An 18758-nucleotide genomic window follows, 5' to 3' on the forward strand; every position below is an offset into this window, starting at 1 on the left:
GCGTCCAAGTCACCGGCGATTTCCGCGCCGGCGACATTCGCTATGCTCTGGCCGATATCTCGAAGGCACGCCGCCTGCTGAACTGGTCCCCACAGGTCTCCGTCAGGGACGGCCTCAACCAATTCAGCACATGGGCAAAAAAGGAGCAGGGGTGATTTGGCAGCGGAGACGAGGATGAGTAACGTCGTTCTTTATGACTACTGGCGGTCATCGGCCAGCTACCGGGTTCGGATCGCCCTTAATCTGGCTGGCATCCCCTATCGGTCGGAAGTCGTCGATCTGGTTGCGGGCGAACATAAATCCAAAGCCCACCTGGCCCGGAATCCACAGGGTTTCGTTCCTGTTCTGGAGATTGACGGCCTGCGGCTGACCCAGTCTCTGGCAATCCTTGAATATCTGGATCAAACGCGAAATCTGGGGCTGCTGCCAGCTGACGCAGGCAAACGTGCCAAAGTTCAGGCTCTGGCGCATTCCATTGCCGTTGACCTGCATCCCGTCTGCAATCTTTCCGTCGCGCGCCATGCCACCACGCTGAGCGGCGGGGCCGGTGACATGCCCGGGGACTGGATGCGTCACTTCATTCGCCCCGGTCTGCTGGCGTTTGAAGACCTGCTGGGCGGGTTCGATCAATCCCCGTATTGCACCGGAGACGCGCCCGGTCTGGCCGATCTGTGCCTGATGCCGCAGATGTACAATGCGCGCCGCTGGCAGGTCGACCTGAGCGGAATGCCCCGAATCCTGCAAGTTGAGGCCGCGTGCACCAAACACCCGGCGTTTGCAGCAGCACATCCTGACGCGCACGCCCCAACCTGATTCAGCGCACAGTCTCTGTGTGTTTGGCAAGGATGGCTAGGAAGCCGTGCAGCCGGTACACTTTGGCCAATGAATGATGATCGAGGCCCTATATGACTGAAATTACCGGCTATCACGCCCATGTCTATTTTGACGCAGATACACAGGAAACCGCCCGGCTTGTCTGTGAAGAAGCCGCGCGCCTGTTTCCCGTTCAGGTGGGCCGAATGCATGCGCGCAATGTCGGCCCCCACCCCCGGTGGAGTTGCCAATTGGGCTTTGCGCCGGAGGCATTCGACCGGGTCATTCCCTGGCTTATGATAAACCGCAGGGGTTTGACCGTATTTACCCACCCCGAGACCGGCGACCATCTGAGCGATCACCGTGACCGCGCGATCTGGATGGGAGAGATGCTGCCTCTCGATCTGTCAATATTCGATGACGCCAGGACCTAAGAAAGCCCTCGCGCCTGATCACGCAGCTTGAATTTCTGTATCTTGCCGGTCGAAGTCTTGGGCAATGCGCCGAAAACTACCGTTTTGGGCGTTTTGAAATGGGCCATGTTGTCCCGGCAGAAAGTGATAATTTCAGCCTCAGTTGCTTCCCTGCCCGGCTTCAGTTCGACAAATGCACAGGGTGTTTCGCCCCACTTGTCATCCGGGCGCGCGACCACTGCCGCCTCCATCACGGCGGGATGCTTGTAAAGGATCCCCTCAACCTCGACGGATGAGATGTTTTCGCCCCCCGAAATGATGATGTCCTTGGATCGGTCCTTCAGCGCGACATAGCCGTCGGGATGCATCACCCCAAGATCGCCCGAAGCGAACCAACCACCCCGGAACGCCTTGTCCGTGGCATCCGGGTTTTTCAGGTACCCTTTCATCACGACGTTGCCCTGCATGAAAATCTCACCCATGGTTTCGCCATCGGCCGGAACAGGTTCCAGTGTTTCCGGATCCGCGACCATCAGGCCGGACAGCGCCGTGTATTTCACACCCTGCCGCACCTTCAGCGCAGCGCGTTCATCCGCGCCCCTCTCATTCCATTTCTCTTTCCACGCACAGACAACCGAAGGGCCATATGTCTCGGTCAGCCCGTAAACATGGGTCACTTCAACGCCCATGGCCTCCATCTTTTCGATGACGGCGGCGGGCGGCGGCGCACCGGCGGTCATCACCTTGATGGGATGATCAAAAACCTTGAGGTGGTCCGGGGCATTGGCCAGCATGTTCAGAACAATGGGGGCACCGCAGAAATGGGTTACTTTCTCCTCTCGGAACGCGGCATAGATCGGCTCATCCCGCACTGCACGCAGGCAGACCGAAACCCCGGCATTGGCCGCCATGGCCCAAGGAAAACACCACCCGTTGCAGTGAAACATCGGCAGGGTCCACAGATACACCGAGTGTTTCGGCATGTCCCAGTCCAGAATATCCGATTGCGCGTTCAGGGCGGCACCCCTGTGGTGGTAGACGACGCCCTTCGGGTTTCCGGTCGTACCGGAGGTATAGTTCAGCGTGATGGCGTCCCATTCATCTGCCGGCAACGACCAATTGTAATGCGGGTCACCTGTGGCCAGAAAATCATCATAGGTCACTGATCCGATCTTTTCGCCACCGGCAAAACTTGGGTCTTCAATGTCGATGACCAGAACCTCGTGATCGACCTGTTTCAACGCCTCGTTGACCACGCCCGAAAACTCGGGATCCACCAGCAGAACCTTGGCTTCGGCATGGTTCAGGATGAACGCAACGATCGGAGCATCCAGCCGGGTGTTGATCGCGTTCAGCACTGCCCCTGCCATTGGCACGCCAAAATGCGCCTCGTACATTTCAGGCAGATTGGCCGCAATGATCGACACCGTATCCCCCTGCCCGATTCCGTGCGCCGCAAGCGCCCCGGCAAGCTGGCGGCAACGCGAGTAGGTTTCCTCCCACGTATACCTGCGATCACCGTAAACCACGGACGGATAATCCGGATAAACCTGAGCCGTCCTTTCGATAAAGCTGAGCGGAGACAACGGTGTGTAGTTCGCGCCGCTTTTATCCAGATGGCGGGTATAGATGTTGGTGCCTGACATCCGCTGGTCCTCCCAATTCGTGCCGGTAGACTTCACCACAAAGACAGGGCTGTGCAAATCCGTAAAAATACTCTGGCGTATGCTCTGGAGATACGGGATGATGCGATCTGGCCCTATCTACAAAGCACCTTTCAAGGTGATCTGGGCCATCGGAAACACTTCCCGGGACAGGGCTGATTTCGCCGCCGGGCACTGCATTTTGGAAAGGACATGTCATGGACGGCACGTTCAACGAAAACGATCTTTCGCGCGTAGTCGAAGCCGACCGCGCCCATATCTGGCACCATCTGCTGCAGCATAAACCTTTTGAAACCAGTGACCCGCGCATCATTGTCGAAGGCAAGGGCATGCGCGTCTGGGACCAGAAAGGCAAAGAGCATCTGGATGCCGTATCCGGCGGGGTCTGGACGGTCAACGTAGGCTATGGCCGCGAATCGATCTGCAAGGCGGTGTACGACCAGCTGATGAAGCTGTGCTATTTCGCCAATACCGCAGGTTCGATTCCCGGTTCGATCTTTGCTGAAAACCTGATCGAAAAGATGCCGGGGATGAGCCGCGTCTACTACACCAACTCGGGCTCGGAAGCGAACGAGAAAGCGTTCAAGATGGTCCGGCAGATCGCGCATAAGCGCTATGGCGGCAAGAAGACCAAGATCCTGTATCGCGACCGCGACTATCACGGCTCGACGCTGGCGACCATGTCGGCAGGCGGTCAGGACGAGCGCACCGCGCAGTATGGTCCGTTTGCGCCTGATTTCGTACGCGTTCCGCACTGCATGGAATACCGCAAGCACGAGCTGGACGGCGCGCCCGAGGAAAACTTCGGTGAATGGGCCGCAAACCAGATCGAAGAAGTGATCCTGCGCGAAGGTCCCGACACCGTTGGCGCGCTGTGCCTTGAGCCCGTGACCGCCGGTGGTGGCGTGATCGAAGCCCCCGAGGGATACTGGCAGAGGGTGCAGGAGATCTGCAAGAAGTACGACGTGCTGCTGCATATCGACGAGGTCGTCTGCGGCGTCGGCCGGACCGGCACATGGTTCGGCTATCAGCAATACGGAATCAAGCCGGACTTCGTGACCATGGCCAAAGGCGTTGCCTCGGGCTATGCGGCGATTGCCGTGATGGTCACCACCGAGGAAGTCTTTGACCTGTTCAAGGACGACGCATCCGATCCGCTGAACTACTTCCGCGACATCTCGACCTTTGGCGGCTGCACCGCAGGTCCGGCGGCCGCGATCGAGAACATGCGCATCATCGAAGACGAGAACCTGCTGGGCAACTGCACCGATATGGGCAACCGCATGATGGGCAACCTGCAGGCGCTGATGGAAAAGCACAAGGTTATCGGCGACGTGCGCGGCAAGGGCCTGTTCCTGGGTGCCGAACTGGTAACCGACCGCGCCACCAAGGACCCGATGGACGAGAAAAGAGTTCAGGCGGTCGTGGCCGACTGTATGGCACAGGGCGTCATCATCGGGGCCACCAACCGCTCGATCCCCAGCCGCAACAACACGTTGTGCTTCTCACCCGCGCTGATCGCAACGGCAGATGACATTGACCAGATCACCGACGCCGTTGACGGCGCGCTGGGGCGTGTGTTCGGGTAAACAGACCTGAGGTGATACGCAAATTGAGCCGGCGCTTTTAGCGCCGGTTTTTTTTGACCACTATCTGGTTTCTTGTCAGCAAAAACCGCAGGGCCAGCCATTATTCGGAAAGCGCATCCAGATTGATTTTCATGAGAACAGCGTTTGCCGAGTTTCCAGCATCCCTTGCGCGATCATCTAACTGGAACCCGCTCGCCCGATAAAGGGCCAGAGCTTCGTGGTGGCGCGGCAGGGCGCTCAGCGTCATGGTTCTGAAGCCCATTTCCCGTGCCCGCCGTTTGAGTTCCTGGACCAGAGCCCGGCCTACCCCCAGCCCCCGCGCGGTTTCGCGAACGAACATCCTGTTCATTTCGCAAGTCCCCTCTCCGAGATCCTTCAACATCAGAATTCCGATCGCTTGCCCATTATTGACGGCAAGCAGGCATTCCCCTTTTGGCGGGCTGAAATGGATCAGCACATCTCGGATCTGCTCATCAAACTTCTGGTGTTTGAGGTAAACATCAATATCTGCCGCCATTTCCGGATAGCGTTCGCGCAGCCAGTCCGTGAACTCGTATGCCAACGAATAAACGGCATCTGCTTGTGTTTGGGTTCTGACAGCCTGAATTTCCAGCATCGCTCCCTCCAGAGCCCCAGCTTCAGCCCAGCATAAGACAAGAATTTCCCTGTCAGAAGGAGTTACTTTCTGGAGATGCCGAAAATGCACTGCAACGAGAAAAAAAGCCGCCCCAATGGGACGGCCCTTTATTCACTGTCTCTTTTCAGAGGATCAGGCAGTCAGAGCAGCCTGAGCTTTGGCTACGATCGCGCCGAACGCTTCCGGTTCGTGCACGGCCAGGTCGGCCAGAACTTTGCGGTCCACTTCGATACCGGCCAGGTTCAGGCCGTTGATGAAGCGGGAATATGTCAGTGCTTCGTCATGCGAACGGACAGCAGCGTTGATACGCTGGATCCACAGCGCGCGGAAGTTGCGCTTGCGGTTCTTACGGTCGCGGGTTGCGTACTGGTTGGCCTTGTCGACGGCCTGACGGGCAACCTTGAAGGTGCTCTTGCGGCGGCCATAGTAACCTTTGGCGGCCTTGATAACCTTCTTGTGACGGGCGTGAGTTACGGTTCCACCTTTAACGCGGGACATCTCTTAATCTCCTCTTAGCGGTCGTAGGGCATGTAGCCCTTGACGATCTTGGCGTCGGGGGCGGACAGGGTGGTGTTGCCACGGGCGTCGCGGATGAATTTCTTGGTCCGCTTGATCATGCCGTGCCGTTTGCCGGCCTGGCCAGCAAGGACCTTACCGGTCGCAGTCACCTTGAAGCGCTTCTTGGCGCTCGCTTTTGTCTTCATCTTAGGCATTTCCGTCTCCTTTTCCGGGTTCGGTTTCAAACGCGACTCGGCATGCCATCTCGGCCGGTCACGCGATCAGAAGCGCCGTTTACGCAAGTTCCGCCATACTGGCAAGGGGGTTTCGACCAGAATCTTCGCTTTTCCGGCCCGGCTCAGGCACCCCGGCGACATGCCGGGGCATCGTTATGTCTTCAACCGGGGTCAGTGTTGTAGATCAGCCGTTCGTCACAAGGGGCAATGCGCAGGATATTGGTGGTGCCCGGCACGTTGAACGGCACCCCTGCGGTAACCACGATCTGATCGGACTCGGACGCAAACCCACCGGCGCGGGCAGCACGGGCCGCGTTGACCACCGCACCTTTGAACCGCTCAAGCTCGGGCGTCATGACACAATGGCAGCCCCAGCTCAGGCACAGGCGCCGTGCCGTGCCTCGGGCCGGCGTCATGGCGATGATCGGAACACCGGGGCGCTCACGGGCGGTCAGCAAGGCTGTTGTGCCGCTTTGGGTAAAGCAGCAGATGGCCTTGATATCCGTCTTTTCAGCAATCTCGCGGGCGGCGGCAACGATACCATCGGCGATCGTCGTCCCCTTGGCCGAACGCGAGGCCGCGATGATCTGCGTGTAAGTCGGGTCGGCCTCGACCTCGATGGCAACCTTGTTCATGGTCTGAACCGCCTCGACGGGGTAATCCCCGGCAGCGGATTCCGCGCTGAGCATGATGGCATCGGTACCCTCATAGATCGCCGTGGCCACGTCCGAAACTTCGGCGCGCGTCGGCATCGGGCTTTCGATCATGCTTTCCAGCATCTGCGTGGCCACAATCACCGGCTTGGCCGCGGCCCGGCATCTGCGTACCAGTCGTTTCTGGATCGGGGGCACAGCCGACACCGGCAATTCAACGCCCAGATCGCCGCGTGCGACCATGATCCCATCAGACGCATCAAGAATGTCCTCGAATGCCTCGACAGCGGCGGGCTTTTCGATCTTGGACAGGATCGCGGCACGGCCATCGGCCAGCGTGCGCGCCTCATAAACGTCCCGTGCCCGCTGCACGAAGCTGAGCGCCAGCCAGTCCACGCCCAGTTGGCAGACAAATTCCAGATCGTCACGGTCCTTGGCCGAAAGGGCCGCCAGTGGAAGCACCACGTCCGGCACGTTCACCCCCTTGCGGTTCGAGATCGTACCGCCGACCTCGACCGTGCAATTGGCGAAATCCTGACCGCAATCGGCAACGATCAGGCGAATTTTGCCATCGTTGACCAACAGGCGCGCACCGGGTTCCAGTGCGGCGAAAATCTCGGGATGCGGCAGGCAGACACGCTCAGCGTCACCAGGCGCCGGATCCAGGTCCAACCGGAACGCGGCCCCTTCCTGCAATTCCTCTTCGCCATTGCCGAAAACACCGACCCGCAGCTTCGGGCCCTGAAGATCGGCCAGAATCGCGATCGGGCTTTCCAGATCCTTTTCCACCTGCCGGATGATCCGGTGCCGTTCGCGGATTTCGTCATGGCTGCCGTGGCTCATGTTCAGGCGGAAGACATCCGCTCCGGCTTCGTGCAGGGCGCGAATGGTGTCATAGTCGTTGGACGCCGGCCCCAGCGTCGCCACGATTTTCACATTTCTCAGGCGTCGCATCGGTCTTGCTCTCCTCGATGACTCAATGTTACCGCAAACAGTGCTTGGATGTGCTTATTGCGCAATTCCCTTTCCGAAGCAACTGCCCTACACCTGCGACAAACTTGATGACAGGCTCATGACGTACACTCCGTTTTTCATTCACGGCGAGGATCGCCCGTCCCGCTGGCTGATCACCTGCGACCATGCAGCCAACACTGTACCGCCCGAAATCAACGGCGGAGACCTCGGCCTGCCGCGCGAGGATATGGAGCGTCACATCGCCTATGACGTAGGTGCCTACGAGGTGTCGAAACATCTGGGCGAAATTCTCAACGCTCCGGTGATCGCCGCCAATTTCTCGCGTCTGGTGATCGACCCGAACCGTGGCGAGGACGACCCGACGCTACTGATGAAGCTCTATGACGGTTCGATCATCCCCGGCAACCGCCACGCGGACGCGGTCGAAAAGGAACGCCGCCTGAACATGTGCTACCGCCCCTATCACGAGGCGCTGGCGCAGTTGGCGGCCCTGCCGCACGCGGTGATCGTGTCGATGCATTCGTTTACGCGTCAGTTGCGGGGCCGCGAACCGCGCCCCTGGCATATCGGAATCCTGCACACGCCGGATGAACGTTTCTCACGTCCGCTGATCAACCGGCTTGAGGCAGGGGGCGATTTGTGTGTTGGCGTTAACGAACCCTATACCGGGGTTCTTCCCGGCGATGCGATCGATAAGCACTGCACCAACTTCGGTCGCCCGAACGCGCTGATCGAACTGCGCAATGACCTGATCGCAGACCATGCCGGACAGCGTGAATGGGCCGAACGTCTGGCCCCGATCTTGCAAAGCGCCTTGGAAGACAGCGACCTGTGACGTCGGGTCACCTCGGGCCGTTTCCCGACCTCACGTTATTGTGAGCATACCCCGCGAACCCCATATATTTCGGGAAAGGAGACGACCATGACTCAGGAAACCCTGACGACCGTCTTCGGCTGGATGACGGTCCTGAACATCGCCCTTTTGGGCTTTACCACATTGATGATCATAGTCCTTCAGGACTGGATCGCGGGGATTCACGGCCGGATGTTCCAGATGGAACGCGCCGACGTGAAAAGGGCATATTTCAGGTATCTCGCCAACTACAAGATCCTGACAATCGTATTCTGCCTGATGCCCTGGCTGGCACTGAAACTGGCATGAATTCGATTTCAAAGGCTGGGAGGGGTCCGTTGGGCCCTTCCTGTTTGTTGTAACAAAGCCGTCGGATTGTTAGGTCAGGCTCGGAACACAAGGCAATCACTCGGAGCCATCTCATGGACAAGCAAACCGAAATCGAACTTCAGGCCGCGGCCTTCCGCCGGTTGCAGAAGCACCTGATGGAAGACCGCACCGATGTGCAGAACATCGACATGATGAACCTTGCCGGATTCTGCCGCAACTGCCTGTCGCGTTGGTATCAAGAAGCGGCCAATGAAAAGGGCATCGAGATGGGCAAGAAAGAAGCCCGCGAAGTTTTTTACGGCATGACCATGGATGAGTGGAAAGCCAACTTCCAGACCGAAGCCAGCCCCGAGAAGCAAGCCGCCTTCAAGGTCGCCTTCGAAGAGAATGTCACCAAGAAAGGCTGACGCCTGAAAAAAAGGCCCGCCAATGCAGCGGGCTTTTTCTTTAGATCGCGGTCTTGCGGCTTTCGTCCAGATAGATCTCGCGCAAACGCTTGGCAATCGGACCCGGCGTTCCGTCGCCAAGCGCCACACCGTCAATCTCGACGACGGGCATGACAAATGCACTGGCCGAAGTCGTGAAGGCTTCATCCGCCTCTTTGGCTTCGTCGATGGTGAACAGCCGCTCTTCGATTTCCATCTGCGCTTCTGCCGCCATGCGCAGCACGGCCTTGCGGGTAATGCCGTGCAGAATGTCGTTGGACAGCGGACGGGTGACGATCTTGCCGTTCCTGACGAAATAGGCGTTGTTGCTGGTGCCTTCGGTCACATAGCCGTCCTCGACCAGCCACGCATCGTCACAGCCCGCTTTCTTGGCCATCATCTTGCCCATCGACGGATACAGCAACTGCACGGTCTTGATGTCGCGACGGCCCCAGCGGATATCCTCGATCGAAATGATCTTGGCACCCTTTTTGGCGGCCGGGCTGTCGGCCAGACCCGGCTTGTTCTGAGTGAACAGAACAATGCTGGGTTTGGTATCCGCAGAGGGGAACACAAAGTCCCGGTCGCCGTCCGATCCGCGGCTCACCTGAAGGTAAATCAGACCCTCATCAATGCCATTCAGCTCCACCAGCTTTCGGTGGATATCAAGCAGTTCTTCCTTGGTGCAGGGCTCGGCCATCTCCAACTCGTCCAACGAACGTTTGAGGCGCACGGCATGACCTTCGAAATCAATCAGCTTGCCGTCCAGAACGCTGGTGACTTCGTAAACGGCGTCTGCAAACAGAAAGCCTCGGTCAAAAATGGATACCTTGGCCTCGGTCTCCGGCAGGTACTCGCCATTCACGTAAACGGTACGGGTCATGTATGTCTCCTCAGCCCCAAAGTGCCGCCACGGGCGGGTGCACTCCCGCGTCATCAAAAATCAGCGGGTTGTCGCGGTCTTCAGCCAACAGAAGCGGACCGTCAAGGTCTGTTACCATCGCACCCTGCGCCAGCAATGTCGCAGGCGCCATCGCCAGCGAACTGCCGACCATGCAGCCAACCATAACGCGATAACCTTCGGCCAGTGCGTGTTCGCGCAACGCCAGCGCCTCTGTCAGACCTCCGGTTTTGTCGAGCTTGATGTTGACCACGTCATATTTGCCCTTCAGCGCAGACAGACTGGCCCGGTCATGACAGGATTCATCCGCGCACACAGGCACCGGGCGGTCCATCCCGATCAGCGCCTCATCATCACTTGCAGGCAACGGCTGTTCGACCAGCGCCACACCCAGACGCACCAGATGCGGGGCAAGATCAGCATATACCTCTGCAGACCACCCTTCGTTGGCGTCCACGATGATTTTTGCGTCAGGCGCGCCAGCGCGAACGGCTTCAAGCCGCGGCATGTCGTCCGGAGTTCCCAGCTTGATCTTCAACAGCGGCCGGTTCGCGTTTTCGGCCGCCTGCTTTCGCATCGCCTCAGGCGTGTCCAGCGACAGCGTGTATGCCGTGATTTCAGGTCCCGGAATCGGCAAACCGGCCATTTCCCACACACGCTTGCCCGCGCGTTTTGCCTCCAGATCCCAAAGCGCGCAATCAACCGCATTCCGCGCGGCACCAGCGGGCAGCAAACCAGTCAGCGCCTCCCGGGAAATATTCGCAGGCAAACCCGCGATCTCGGCCTCAACCGAATCCAGCGTTTCGCCATACCGGGCATATGGCACGCATTCGCCCCACCCCTGATGCGTCCCGTCTGAAATCCGAACCGTCAGCACCCTCGCCTCGGTTCGCGACCCGCGCGAGATGGTGAAGACCTGCGCCAGCCGAAACACATCGCGAGAAACTTCAATCTGCACGAACACGCTCCTTCATCTTTTTCCAAATACTCCCGCCGGAGGCAGAACAGCGGCTGCCGCCGGCGAAACGTTCAGATCACAACGCAGCCAGCGCGTCCACCAGCTTGCCCGACCCAAATCGGAACGGGTCCGTTGCCGGCAGGCCCATGTCGGCTTCGATTCTGGCCAGATAAGCGGTCGCATCTTCCTCGGACATGTGCTGAGTGTTGACCGATACGCCTACAACCTGACAGTCTGGGTTCGCCACTTTCGCAAGTGCCAGCGCCGTGTCGCGCAGGTCTTCCAGACTCGGCAGCTGGTAAGTCGGCAAGCCGCGCATATGCTCGCGCGTCGGTTCATGGCTCAGGATCAGCGCGTCAGGCTGGCCGCCGTGGATCAAGGCCATGGTCACACCCGAATAGGACACGTGGAACAAGGATCCCTGCCCTTCGATCAGGTCCCAGTGATCCTCGTCATTGTCAGGTGTCAGCCATTCGACAGAGCCCGCCATGAAATCCGCAATGACGGCGTCCAGCGGCACACCGTCACCAGTGATGAGGATCCCTGTCTGACCGGTTGCGCGGAAGGTGGATTTCATGCCGCGCTTGCGCATTTCAGCATCCATCGCCATCGCCGTGTACATTTTGCCCACCGAACAATCCGTCCCCACGGCCAAGCAGCGCTTGCCCTTGCGCTTGATGCCGTTGGCAATCGGGTAGTCCACCTCGGGCACCCGGACATCATGCAGCGTGCGCCCGGTGGCTTCTGCCACGGCAACCAGATCGGGCTCATCCCGCAACAGGTTGTGCAGACCCGAAGCCAGGTCAAACCCTTCCTCCAACGCCATGACCAGAACTTTTTTCCATTCCTGGCTGATCACACCGCCACGGTTTGCGACCCCGATCACAAGTGTCTTGGCACCAGCCTCACGCGCTTCGACCAGCGACATGTCGGTCAGACCCAGATCGGCCTTGCAGCCTTCCATCCGATACTGGCCCACGGCATTCTCCGGTCGCCAGTCCTTGATGCCAACAGCCACTTTGGCCGCCAATTGGTCGGGCGCATCGCCCAAAAACAGCAGATACGGTGTTTCGATCATCGCCATGCACTCCTTTGATTCCGGCGCAGGCTAAAGAACGCAGCAAACGAGCGTTTCGCATTTTCGCCCGGACGCACCCCACGCAATAGGATTATCTTGCATTAACCCGCAGAATTTCGGGACAATCTTGCAAGTTTTCAAACTGATTAAACTTTAGTCACCGTCAACGCACCGATTTTCGGCGAATGCTGCAACAGCATTGCCGCAGCTGCACAAAGGTGCTTGCGCCTGACCGCGCAATTTAATACCTCATTGAGCAAGAATACCGCAATTTCCTTTCTCGCACGAGGTCCCGATGAGCTTTCGCATCCAACCCGCCGCCCCTGCACGCCCGAACCGCTGCCAATTGTTCGGGCCGGGATCGAACACCAAGCTGTTCCCGAAAATGGCCGCTTCGTCTGCGGATGTCATCAATCTGGATCTTGAGGACTCGGTTGCCCCGTCCGACAAGGATGCAGCCCGTGCCAACGTGATCGAGGCGCTGAACATCGTCGAATGGGGTTCCAAATACATGTCCGTGCGGATCAACGGGCTGGATACACCCTATTGGTATCGTGATGTCGTGGACGTGCTGGAACAGGCCGGGGACCGCCTGGATCAGATCATGATCCCCAAAGTGGGCTGCGCCGAGGACGTCTATGCCGTGGATGCCCTTGTCACCGCCATCGAACGGGCCAAAGGGCGCACCAAGCCGATCAGTTTCGAAGTCATCATCGAATCCGCTGCCGGTATCGCGCATGTCGAGGCCATTGCCGCGTCCTCTCCTCGTTTGCAGGCGATGAGTCTTGGTGCTGCTGATTTTGCAGCCTCAATGGGCATGCAGACAACCGGCATCGGCGGAACGCAGGAAAACTACTACATGCTGCGCGAGGGCGAAAAGCACTGGTCCGACCCGTGGCACTGGGCACAAGCCGCCATCGTCGCCGCCTGCCGGACCCATGGGATTCTGCCGGTGGACGGGCCGTTCGGCGATTTCTCGGATGACGAAGGCTATATCGCGCAGGCGAAACGTTCGGCCACATTGGGCATGGTCGGCAAATGGGCAATCCACCCCAAGCAGATCGCTCTGGCCAACCAGGTGTTCACCCCGTCAGACGAAGCTGTGTCCGAAGCGCGTGAGATTCTGGCGGCGATGGAACAGGCCAAAGCCAATGGTGAAGGTGCAACGGTCTACAATGGCCGCCTGGTCGACATCGCCTCAATCAAACAGGCCGAAGTTATCGTCGCACAGTCCGAACTGATCGCCGCGAACGGCTGAACGCCATCTCTTTTTCGATGTAGTCTTTTGATAATGCACCTCCCATCAAAGGAGGTGCATTTTTTGCTCCCTCGCCAAGCCTTCGGACCACGCGCCCGCCTACCCGTTGTCGGATACCGCTCCGTTGTCTATCGCCTCGGGATACCGGCCGCCGCGCAACAATGTCAGGCGCTTGGCGGCCTTCCTGACATTTTCCTCGATGATGCTCTGATGCGCCTCGGTCGCCCGAACGGCGGGCAGAGCCACGGCCACGGCCCCGCACACCTTGTTGCTGGGGCCAAAATACGGGGCCGCTATCCCGATCACACCTTCCTCAAACGTGCCGCTTGAAATCGAAAGGCCTGTCTGACGGATCTGATCCAGTTGCTGCCGGATTACAGCCGCATCGGTTTGGGTTTGCGTCGTATGCGACTGCAAGGCGCCCCCTTCAATAAACGGCTCGACAAAGGCAGGGGCCGCGAAAGCCAGATAGGCCAGCCCCGAGGCCGTCGCGTGCAACGGCAGCGACTCGCCTGATCCTATGATAACCCGGTTCATGCTTTTGCTTTCGATCGTGGCAATATTGGCCAGCGTTTGGCCCGCGATGCGCGACGCATGCGCCGTTTCGCCCGTGATCGCATTCAGATCCCGCAACACGATCTTTACCGCATCGACAAGCGGAAAACTGGCCTCGCGCAATTGGGAAAACCGCAGAAACGCGGGGCCCAGATTGAACAAACGTGTTTCCTCGTCCTGTTCGACAAAGCCCTTGGATTCCAGCGCGGCTAAAAACCGCATCGTCGTCGCTTTGTTGTAACCGGACAATTTCGAAAGCTCGCTCAGGCCGATACGGTGGCGTCTTTCATCAAAAAACTCCAGCAGGGACAGCGCCTTATGTACTGTTGATGGGCCTTCCGCCATGTCACCTCGCAAACCAGACCTGATGATCCTTACCCCATGCATGAATAGCTTGACAGAGCAGAAGGTCAAAGCAATATTTGATCCATCGGCTCAATATTTGAATTGACGCGCAGCGCAAGAAGAAGCAAATAGACGTCAGCGGACGTGTCGGTCTGTGTCAGATCAAGGCGGCAGAACCCGTCGTTGGCGTATTCGCATGTCAGGGCGAAGGCAGCACAGGCTGACCGCCCGGATCGAAACTTATGGGACCTACCCGCCGCGCTGCGGTTATTGCTGTGCGGATGACAGAACGTCAAAGGAACAGGAAATGGCCAAGGCATTCGCCTCGCAGGGCGATCTGAGCGAAAAGAAAATCACCTTCGATGAAATCGGCGACGGACTGTACGCTTTTACCGCCGAAGGGGACCCGAATTCCGGCGTCATCGTCGGCGATGACAGCGTGATGATCGTCGAGGCACAGGCCACACCGCGTCTGGCAAACAAGGTGATCGAATGTGTCCGATCCATTACTGACAAGCCGATCAGCCACGTGGTGCTGACGCATTATCACGCCGTGCGCGTTCTGGGTGCCAGCGCCTTTGACGCCGGGCAGGTGATCATGTCGAACGCAGCCTACAACATGGTTCTGGAACGCGGGCAGGAAGATTGGGACAGTGAATTTCAACGCTTTCCGCGCCTGTTCGAAGGACATGAGAGCATTCCGGGCCTGACCTTCCCGACAACGACCTTCTCGGACAGCATGACCGTGTTTCTGGGCAAACGCCGCGTCGACATCAAACAGATCGGCCGCGCCCATACGGCAGGCGACGCCATCATTCACGTGCCGGATCAGAACGTGATGTTCACCGGCGATATCGTCGAATATCACTCGGCCTGCTATTGCGGCGACGGGCATTTCGCCGACTGGGGTCAGACCCTGGACAACATCAAGGCCTATGACGTGGACGCCATCGCACCGGGGCGCGGCGATGCGCTGGTTGGAAAGGAGATGGTGGAAAAGGCCATCGAAAACACCCGCGACTTTGTAGACAGCACCTACCGGCCTGTTCGCAGGATTGCTGCCCGCGGCGGATCGCTGAAAGAGGCATGGGATGCCGTGCGCGCCGAATGCGACCCGAAATTTTCCGATTACGCGATCTATGAACACTGCCTGCCCTTCAACGTCGCCCGCGCCTATGACGAAGCCCGCGGTATCGCCCATCCCCGCATCTGGACCGCCCAGCGCGATCTTGAAATGTGGGAAGCCCTGCAAGGCTGACGAATTGGGGCCGGTTTGATTCAGATCGTGGCGACCCGAATCAGACGGTGAAACTATTGACCTGACGCTCTGGCGCCTGCGCGCCAGGGTTCGAATTTCTGCGCCCTGTTGCGCAACACCTGGGGAGAGAGCCTGTGAACAAGATTTTCGAAGACCCTCTTTATGCATACGAGCCCAGCCCGGATCAGACCGCGCCGACACCGGTGCGTCACAAGGTCATTGTTGTCGGCGCGGGCCCGGTCGGGTTGGCCGCTGCCATCGATCTTGCACAGCAAGGGGTCGAGGTTGTCGTGCTGGATGACAATGACAAGGTCAGCTTTGGCAGCCGGGCCATCTGTTTCGCCAAGCGTCCGCTGGAAATCCTCGACCGGCTGGGATGCGGCCAGGCGATGGTCGACAAGGGCGTCGTCTGGAACAAGGGCAAGGTGTTCTTCGATGACCGGCAGGTCTACAACTTCGATCTGCTGCCCGAGGACGGGCATCAGCGCCCGGCTTTCATCAATCTTCAGCAATATTACTTCGAGCAGTTTCTGGTCGAGCGGGTTCGCGAGTTGCAGGCGCAGGGCGCACCGATCCAGATCCGGGGCCGGAACAAGGTCGAAGCGGTTGGCACGCATCCGGATCACGTAAGGCTTGAAGTCGAAACGCCAGAAGGGTCCTACACCATCGAAGCAGATTGGGTGATTGCCTGTGACGGGGCCGGATCGCCGATGCGGGCTATGTTGGGCAAGGACTTTGTTGGTCGTGTGTTCGAGGACAACTTCCTGATTGCCGACGTGATCATGGAGGCCGACTTCCCGTCCGAGCGCTGGTTCTGGTTCGATCCGCCCTTCAACAAGGGGCAATCCGCGTTGCTGCACAAACAACCGGACGGCGTCTGGCGCATCGACCTGCAACTGGGCTGGGACATCGACAAAGAGCGCGAGAAGCGCCCCGAAAACGTTATCCCGCGTCTCAAGGCTATGCTGGGCGAGGATGTCGAGTTCGAGTTGGAGTGGGTCAGCATCTACACCTTCCAGTGCCGCAGGATGGAACAGTTCCGCCATGACCGGGTGATCTTTGCCGGCGACAGCGCGCATCAGGTCAGCCCGTTTGGCGCGCGCGGTGCCAACTCGGGCCTGCAGGACACGGACAACCTGTGCTGGAAACTGAAGCTGGTGATCGACGGTCTGGCCCCGGAAACGCTTCTGGACAGCTATGATATCGAACGTATCCACGGGGCGGATGAGAATATCCTGAACTCGACCAGGTCCACGGATTTCATCACACCGAAATCCCAGATGTCCCGCATCATGCGCGACGCGGTGCTGGATCTGAGCGAACATTATGAATTCGCCCGTCCGATGGTGAACTCCGGTCGGTTGAGCGTTCCCTGCACCTATGATGGCTCGCCCCTGAATTCGGCGGATGCGCTGAACGGGCCGGCTTCGACCCGTCCGGGCTCGCCCTGCCCAGATGCGCCATTGGGGGACGGCTTCCTGCTGCCGAAACTGGCCGGGAAGTTCACCCTGATGACCATTGATGCCGATGCCCCGGATGAGATCGAGGTGGACGGCATCACGGTTTCGCGCCTGGCCCTGTCGATCAAGGACGACCGGACAATGGCCCTGAAACGCCGCTATCTGGGTGATGCGCCGCAGGGGGTCTATCTGATCCGACCGGATCAGCATGTGGCGGCGCGACGCGACACCTACGAAGAAAACGCATTCCGGCATGCGGTCCGCCGCGCCACAAGTAAGGAGTAATCGCCATGGCCGATCTGATCCTCACACCAAATTTCGACAATACCGATGGGTTCTACGCCGATCTGCTGGATGCACATGAAGGGCTGGACAAGGCACAGGGGGACGCGCTGAACGCGCGCCTGGTGCTGGTTCTGGCCAACCATATCGGGGACAACGACGTGCTGCGACAAGCCCTGCGCGCCGCGTCGCTTCAACAGGAGGACAACACGTGAAAATCGAGAAAATCCACCACGTCGCCTATCGCTGCAAGGACGCCAAGGAAACCGTCGAATGGTACGGCAAGATGCTGAACATGGATTTCATCCTGGCCATTGCCGAGGATCACGTACCATCGACCCACGAGCCTGATCCCTACATGCATCTGTTTCTGGATGCGGGTGACGGCAACGTTCTGGCCTTTTTTGAGCTGCCGACCAAGCCCGAGATGGGGCGCGATCCCAACACGCCGATCTGGGTACAACACATCGCCTTCAAGGTGAAAGACCGCGAGACGCTGCTGCAGTTCAAAGACCATCTGGAAGCCAACGGTGTCGAGGTTCTGGGCGTCACCGACCACTCCATCTTTCACTCGATCTACTTCTTCGACCCCAACGGGCACCGGGTCGAACTGGCCTGCCCCGATCCCGAGGAAGAGGCGATGCTCAAACGCATGGATGAGGTCAAATGGCTGATGCTGGATGAATGGTCAAAAACCAAGAAGGCCCCGAAACACGCCGACTGGCTGCATGCCAAAGAACTGAACAAATAACGTGGCAAAAAGGCCGTCTGTTTTTTTGAATAACAGACGGCCTTTGTTCTTAGCTATCTCGGAACTTCCAGCCCGTATTTGTCAAGAATGGCCGAGGCCGCGGCAATCCAGCGATCGCGCAGTTCGGCATTCCCGGTGCGGCGCAGCCCCAGCGCCTGAAGATCTTTCAGCCGCGCCGCGTCATCCCCCCCGAAGCAAACGGCGACACGTGGCCACCAGTAGTCGACCGACGCCTGAATCGCGGCCGTATCACCATCCTCTGCCAGTCTGGCCACACCTTCCTCGGCCAGCTCGGCGTGGCGCGCCTCAACCGGTGCGATTGCACGAAAGGCTTCGGCCAGAGGTTGATACGAGACACTGCTGAATTCGGCCAGTTGCACGCCGACAGCGCACCCCATGATCAGGTTCATGACCACTGCGTCCGTCCACCCTTCAAGCGGATAATTGAAGACGGCAAGTCGCATATCATGTTCGTTGCGGGTCGCGCCAATATCGGCTGAACGGTCCAGCCGCGCAGCCCAGGGGTGGTGCGTCGCGTAGCGTTTCGTATTGACACCGAACTCACCCATGATGGTCAGGACACGATCGGCGTTATCGGTTTTCTCCAACACGATCTTGGCGGCGGCAATACGTTCCTTGATGCCCGGGCCGGTGTTAATGACGTCGGCAAACCCGGCGGCACCGGCCAGCTCGCTGTCCACAAAGGTCGCCATCAGCTTCATCAGTTCGGCGCGATACCGCGAAGGCACGTTCGAAGGGTTTGTCAGCACCCCACCCTGCGCAAGGTAGCTTTCAATGCTCATATCATCCGGCATGACAGGTCCCC

The 18758-nt window shown here is 58.9% G+C and carries 21 protein-coding genes; 11 read left to right on the forward strand and 10 right to left on the reverse strand.

Going from position 1 to position 18758, the window contains the following annotated elements; translation table 11 throughout:
• Nucleotides 1–174: 174 nt before the first annotated feature.
• Both maiA and ACR0MI_RS13345 read left to right on the forward strand, forming a co-directional pair.
• On the forward strand, nt 175–813 hold the full coding sequence (maiA, locus tag ACR0MI_RS13340) for a maleylacetoacetate isomerase (RefSeq protein ID WP_170817226.1): 639 nt from the start codon (nt 175–177) through the stop codon (nt 811–813).
• A 92-nt stretch (nt 814–905) separates the two neighbouring features.
• On the forward strand, nt 906–1247 hold the full coding sequence (locus ACR0MI_RS13345) for a DOPA 4,5-dioxygenase family protein (protein ID WP_170806855.1): 342 nt from the start codon (nt 906–908) through the stop codon (nt 1245–1247).
• On the opposite strand, the gene ACR0MI_RS13350 is transcribed toward ACR0MI_RS13345, so the two are convergent.
• Nucleotides 1244–2872, reverse strand: coding sequence for an acyl-CoA synthetase (locus ACR0MI_RS13350; RefSeq protein WP_170817227.1), 1629 nt, complete (start codon nt 2870–2872; stop codon nt 1244–1246). The two genes, ACR0MI_RS13345 and ACR0MI_RS13350, sit on opposite strands and share 4 nt — an antisense overlap.
• A gap of 215 nt (nt 2873–3087) precedes the next feature.
• On the opposite strand from ACR0MI_RS13350, the gene ACR0MI_RS13355 reads away from it, so the two are divergent.
• On the forward strand, nt 3088–4479 hold the full coding sequence (locus ACR0MI_RS13355) for an aminotransferase family protein (RefSeq protein ID WP_170616061.1): 1392 nt from the start codon (nt 3088–3090) through the stop codon (nt 4477–4479).
• A 100-nt stretch (nt 4480–4579) separates the two neighbouring features.
• Here ACR0MI_RS13355 and ACR0MI_RS13360 read toward each other — a convergent pair whose 3' ends face one another.
• The 4 genes from ACR0MI_RS13360 to pyk form a co-directional block, all read right to left on the reverse strand.
• Nucleotides 4580–5095: a GNAT family N-acetyltransferase gene (locus tag ACR0MI_RS13360; protein WP_170816066.1), complete on the reverse strand. Its 516-nt coding sequence runs from the start codon at nt 5093–5095 to the stop codon at nt 4580–4582.
• Nucleotides 5096–5248: 153 nt separating this feature from the next.
• Nucleotides 5249–5614, reverse strand: coding sequence for a 50S ribosomal protein L20 (gene rplT / locus ACR0MI_RS13365; protein WP_152457001.1), 366 nt, complete (start codon nt 5612–5614; stop codon nt 5249–5251).
• A gap of 14 nt (nt 5615–5628) precedes the next feature.
• A complete protein-coding gene (gene rpmI / locus ACR0MI_RS13370; RefSeq protein ID WP_088632295.1) occupies nt 5629–5829 on the reverse strand; it encodes a 50S ribosomal protein L35 in 201 nt (66 codons plus the stop codon).
• 182 nt (nt 5830–6011) lie between these two features.
• Complete coding sequence (gene pyk, locus ACR0MI_RS13375; protein ID WP_170616057.1) at nt 6012–7457, reverse strand: pyruvate kinase; 1446 nt, start codon at nt 7455–7457, stop codon at nt 6012–6014.
• Nucleotides 7458–7575: 118 nt separating this feature from the next.
• Between pyk and ACR0MI_RS13380 the strand changes: the two genes are divergently transcribed.
• From ACR0MI_RS13380 to ACR0MI_RS13390, 3 genes are all read left to right on the forward strand, one after another.
• On the forward strand, nt 7576–8313 hold the full coding sequence (locus tag ACR0MI_RS13380) for an N-formylglutamate amidohydrolase (protein ID WP_170616055.1): 738 nt from the start codon (nt 7576–7578) through the stop codon (nt 8311–8313).
• 87 nt (nt 8314–8400) lie between these two features.
• Nucleotides 8401–8640 (forward strand): DUF6868 family protein, encoded by a 240-nt coding sequence (locus ACR0MI_RS13385; RefSeq protein WP_170616053.1) that lies wholly within the window; start codon nt 8401–8403, stop codon nt 8638–8640.
• 113 nt (nt 8641–8753) lie between these two features.
• Nucleotides 8754–9068: a DUF1244 domain-containing protein gene (locus ACR0MI_RS13390; protein WP_170616051.1), complete on the forward strand. Its 315-nt coding sequence runs from the start codon at nt 8754–8756 to the stop codon at nt 9066–9068.
• Between the two features lie 40 nt (nt 9069–9108).
• Here the strand turns inward: ACR0MI_RS13390 and ACR0MI_RS13395 are convergent, their stop codons facing one another.
• From ACR0MI_RS13395 to dgcN, 3 genes are all read right to left on the reverse strand, one after another.
• The gene (locus tag ACR0MI_RS13395) at nt 9109–9969 is read right to left on the reverse strand and encodes a D-amino-acid transaminase (RefSeq protein ID WP_170616049.1); all 861 of its coding nucleotides are present in this window, start codon (nt 9967–9969) and stop codon (nt 9109–9111) included.
• Nucleotides 9970–9979: 10 nt separating this feature from the next.
• On the reverse strand, nt 9980–10945 hold the full coding sequence (gene dgcA / locus ACR0MI_RS13400) for an N-acetyl-D-Glu racemase DgcA (protein ID WP_170616047.1): 966 nt from the start codon (nt 10943–10945) through the stop codon (nt 9980–9982).
• Between the two features lie 76 nt (nt 10946–11021).
• Nucleotides 11022–12023, reverse strand: coding sequence for an N-acetyltransferase DgcN (gene dgcN, locus ACR0MI_RS13405; protein WP_170616045.1), 1002 nt, complete (start codon nt 12021–12023; stop codon nt 11022–11024).
• 295 nt (nt 12024–12318) lie between these two features.
• On the opposite strand from dgcN, the gene ACR0MI_RS13410 reads away from it, so the two are divergent.
• On the forward strand, nt 12319–13281 hold the full coding sequence (locus tag ACR0MI_RS13410; protein WP_170616043.1) for an L-malyl-CoA/beta-methylmalyl-CoA lyase: 963 nt from the start codon (nt 12319–12321) through the stop codon (nt 13279–13281).
• Nucleotides 13282–13380: 99 nt separating this feature from the next.
• Here ACR0MI_RS13410 and ACR0MI_RS13415 read toward each other — a convergent pair whose 3' ends face one another.
• Nucleotides 13381–14181, reverse strand: coding sequence for an IclR family transcriptional regulator (locus ACR0MI_RS13415; RefSeq protein ID WP_170616041.1), 801 nt, complete (start codon nt 14179–14181; stop codon nt 13381–13383).
• A gap of 307 nt (nt 14182–14488) precedes the next feature.
• On the opposite strand from ACR0MI_RS13415, the gene ACR0MI_RS13420 reads away from it, so the two are divergent.
• From ACR0MI_RS13420 to ACR0MI_RS13435, 4 genes are all read left to right on the forward strand, one after another.
• On the forward strand, nt 14489–15439 hold the full coding sequence (locus tag ACR0MI_RS13420) for an MBL fold metallo-hydrolase (RefSeq protein WP_170616039.1): 951 nt from the start codon (nt 14489–14491) through the stop codon (nt 15437–15439).
• A gap of 134 nt (nt 15440–15573) precedes the next feature.
• A complete protein-coding gene (locus tag ACR0MI_RS13425; protein ID WP_170616037.1) occupies nt 15574–17184 on the forward strand; it encodes an FAD-dependent oxidoreductase in 1611 nt (536 codons plus the stop codon).
• Nucleotides 17185–17189: 5 nt separating this feature from the next.
• Nucleotides 17190–17396 (forward strand): DUF2783 domain-containing protein, encoded by a 207-nt coding sequence (locus tag ACR0MI_RS13430; protein ID WP_170616035.1) that lies wholly within the window; start codon nt 17190–17192, stop codon nt 17394–17396.
• On the forward strand, nt 17393–17932 hold the full coding sequence (locus ACR0MI_RS13435; protein ID WP_170616033.1) for a VOC family protein: 540 nt from the start codon (nt 17393–17395) through the stop codon (nt 17930–17932). Before ACR0MI_RS13430 ends, ACR0MI_RS13435 begins: the two co-directional genes overlap by 4 nt.
• Before the next feature lie 53 nt (nt 17933–17985).
• On the opposite strand, the gene ACR0MI_RS13440 is transcribed toward ACR0MI_RS13435, so the two are convergent.
• Nucleotides 17986–18747, reverse strand: coding sequence for a Phenylacetic acid catabolic protein (locus tag ACR0MI_RS13440; RefSeq protein ID WP_170616031.1), 762 nt, complete (start codon nt 18745–18747; stop codon nt 17986–17988).
• Nucleotides 18748–18758: the final 11 nt, after the last annotated feature.

It is taken from the genome of Ruegeria sp. D4, from assembly GCF_056534475.1.

Excerpts from the sequence above, each read along its gene's own strand:
- maiA (WP_170817226.1), top strand. The coding sequence starts at position 175 with ATGAGTAACGTCGTTCTTTATGACTACTGGCGGTCATCGGCCAGCTAC.
- ACR0MI_RS13345 (WP_170806855.1), top strand. The coding sequence starts at position 906 with ATGACTGAAATTACCGGCTATCACGCCCATGTCTATTTTGACGCAGAT.
- ACR0MI_RS13350 (WP_170817227.1), bottom strand. The coding sequence starts at position 2,872 with ATGTCAGGCACCAACATCTATACCCGCCATCTGGATAAAAGCGGCGCG.
- ACR0MI_RS13355 (WP_170616061.1), top strand. The coding sequence starts at position 3,088 with ATGGACGGCACGTTCAACGAAAACGATCTTTCGCGCGTAGTCGAAGCC.
- ACR0MI_RS13360 (WP_170816066.1), bottom strand. The coding sequence starts at position 5,095 with ATGCTGGAAATTCAGGCTGTCAGAACCCAAACACAAGCAGATGCCGTT.
- rplT (WP_152457001.1), bottom strand. The coding sequence starts at position 5,614 with ATGTCCCGCGTTAAAGGTGGAACCGTAACTCACGCCCGTCACAAGAAG.
- rpmI (WP_088632295.1), bottom strand. The coding sequence starts at position 5,829 with ATGCCTAAGATGAAGACAAAAGCGAGCGCCAAGAAGCGCTTCAAGGTG.
- pyk (WP_170616057.1), bottom strand. The coding sequence starts at position 7,457 with ATGCGACGCCTGAGAAATGTGAAAATCGTGGCGACGCTGGGGCCGGCG.
- ACR0MI_RS13380 (WP_170616055.1), top strand. The coding sequence starts at position 7,576 with ATGACGTACACTCCGTTTTTCATTCACGGCGAGGATCGCCCGTCCCGC.
- ACR0MI_RS13385 (WP_170616053.1), top strand. The coding sequence starts at position 8,401 with ATGACTCAGGAAACCCTGACGACCGTCTTCGGCTGGATGACGGTCCTG.
- ACR0MI_RS13390 (WP_170616051.1), top strand. The coding sequence starts at position 8,754 with ATGGACAAGCAAACCGAAATCGAACTTCAGGCCGCGGCCTTCCGCCGG.
- ACR0MI_RS13395 (WP_170616049.1), bottom strand. The coding sequence starts at position 9,969 with ATGACCCGTACCGTTTACGTGAATGGCGAGTACCTGCCGGAGACCGAG.
- dgcN (WP_170616045.1), bottom strand. The coding sequence starts at position 12,023 with ATGATCGAAACACCGTATCTGCTGTTTTTGGGCGATGCGCCCGACCAA.
- ACR0MI_RS13410 (WP_170616043.1), top strand. The coding sequence starts at position 12,319 with ATGAGCTTTCGCATCCAACCCGCCGCCCCTGCACGCCCGAACCGCTGC.
- ACR0MI_RS13415 (WP_170616041.1), bottom strand. The coding sequence starts at position 14,181 with ATGGCGGAAGGCCCATCAACAGTACATAAGGCGCTGTCCCTGCTGGAG.
- ACR0MI_RS13420 (WP_170616039.1), top strand. The coding sequence starts at position 14,489 with ATGGCCAAGGCATTCGCCTCGCAGGGCGATCTGAGCGAAAAGAAAATC.
- ACR0MI_RS13430 (WP_170616035.1), top strand. The coding sequence starts at position 17,190 with ATGGCCGATCTGATCCTCACACCAAATTTCGACAATACCGATGGGTTC.
- ACR0MI_RS13440 (WP_170616031.1), bottom strand. The coding sequence starts at position 18,747 with ATGCCGGATGATATGAGCATTGAAAGCTACCTTGCGCAGGGTGGGGTG.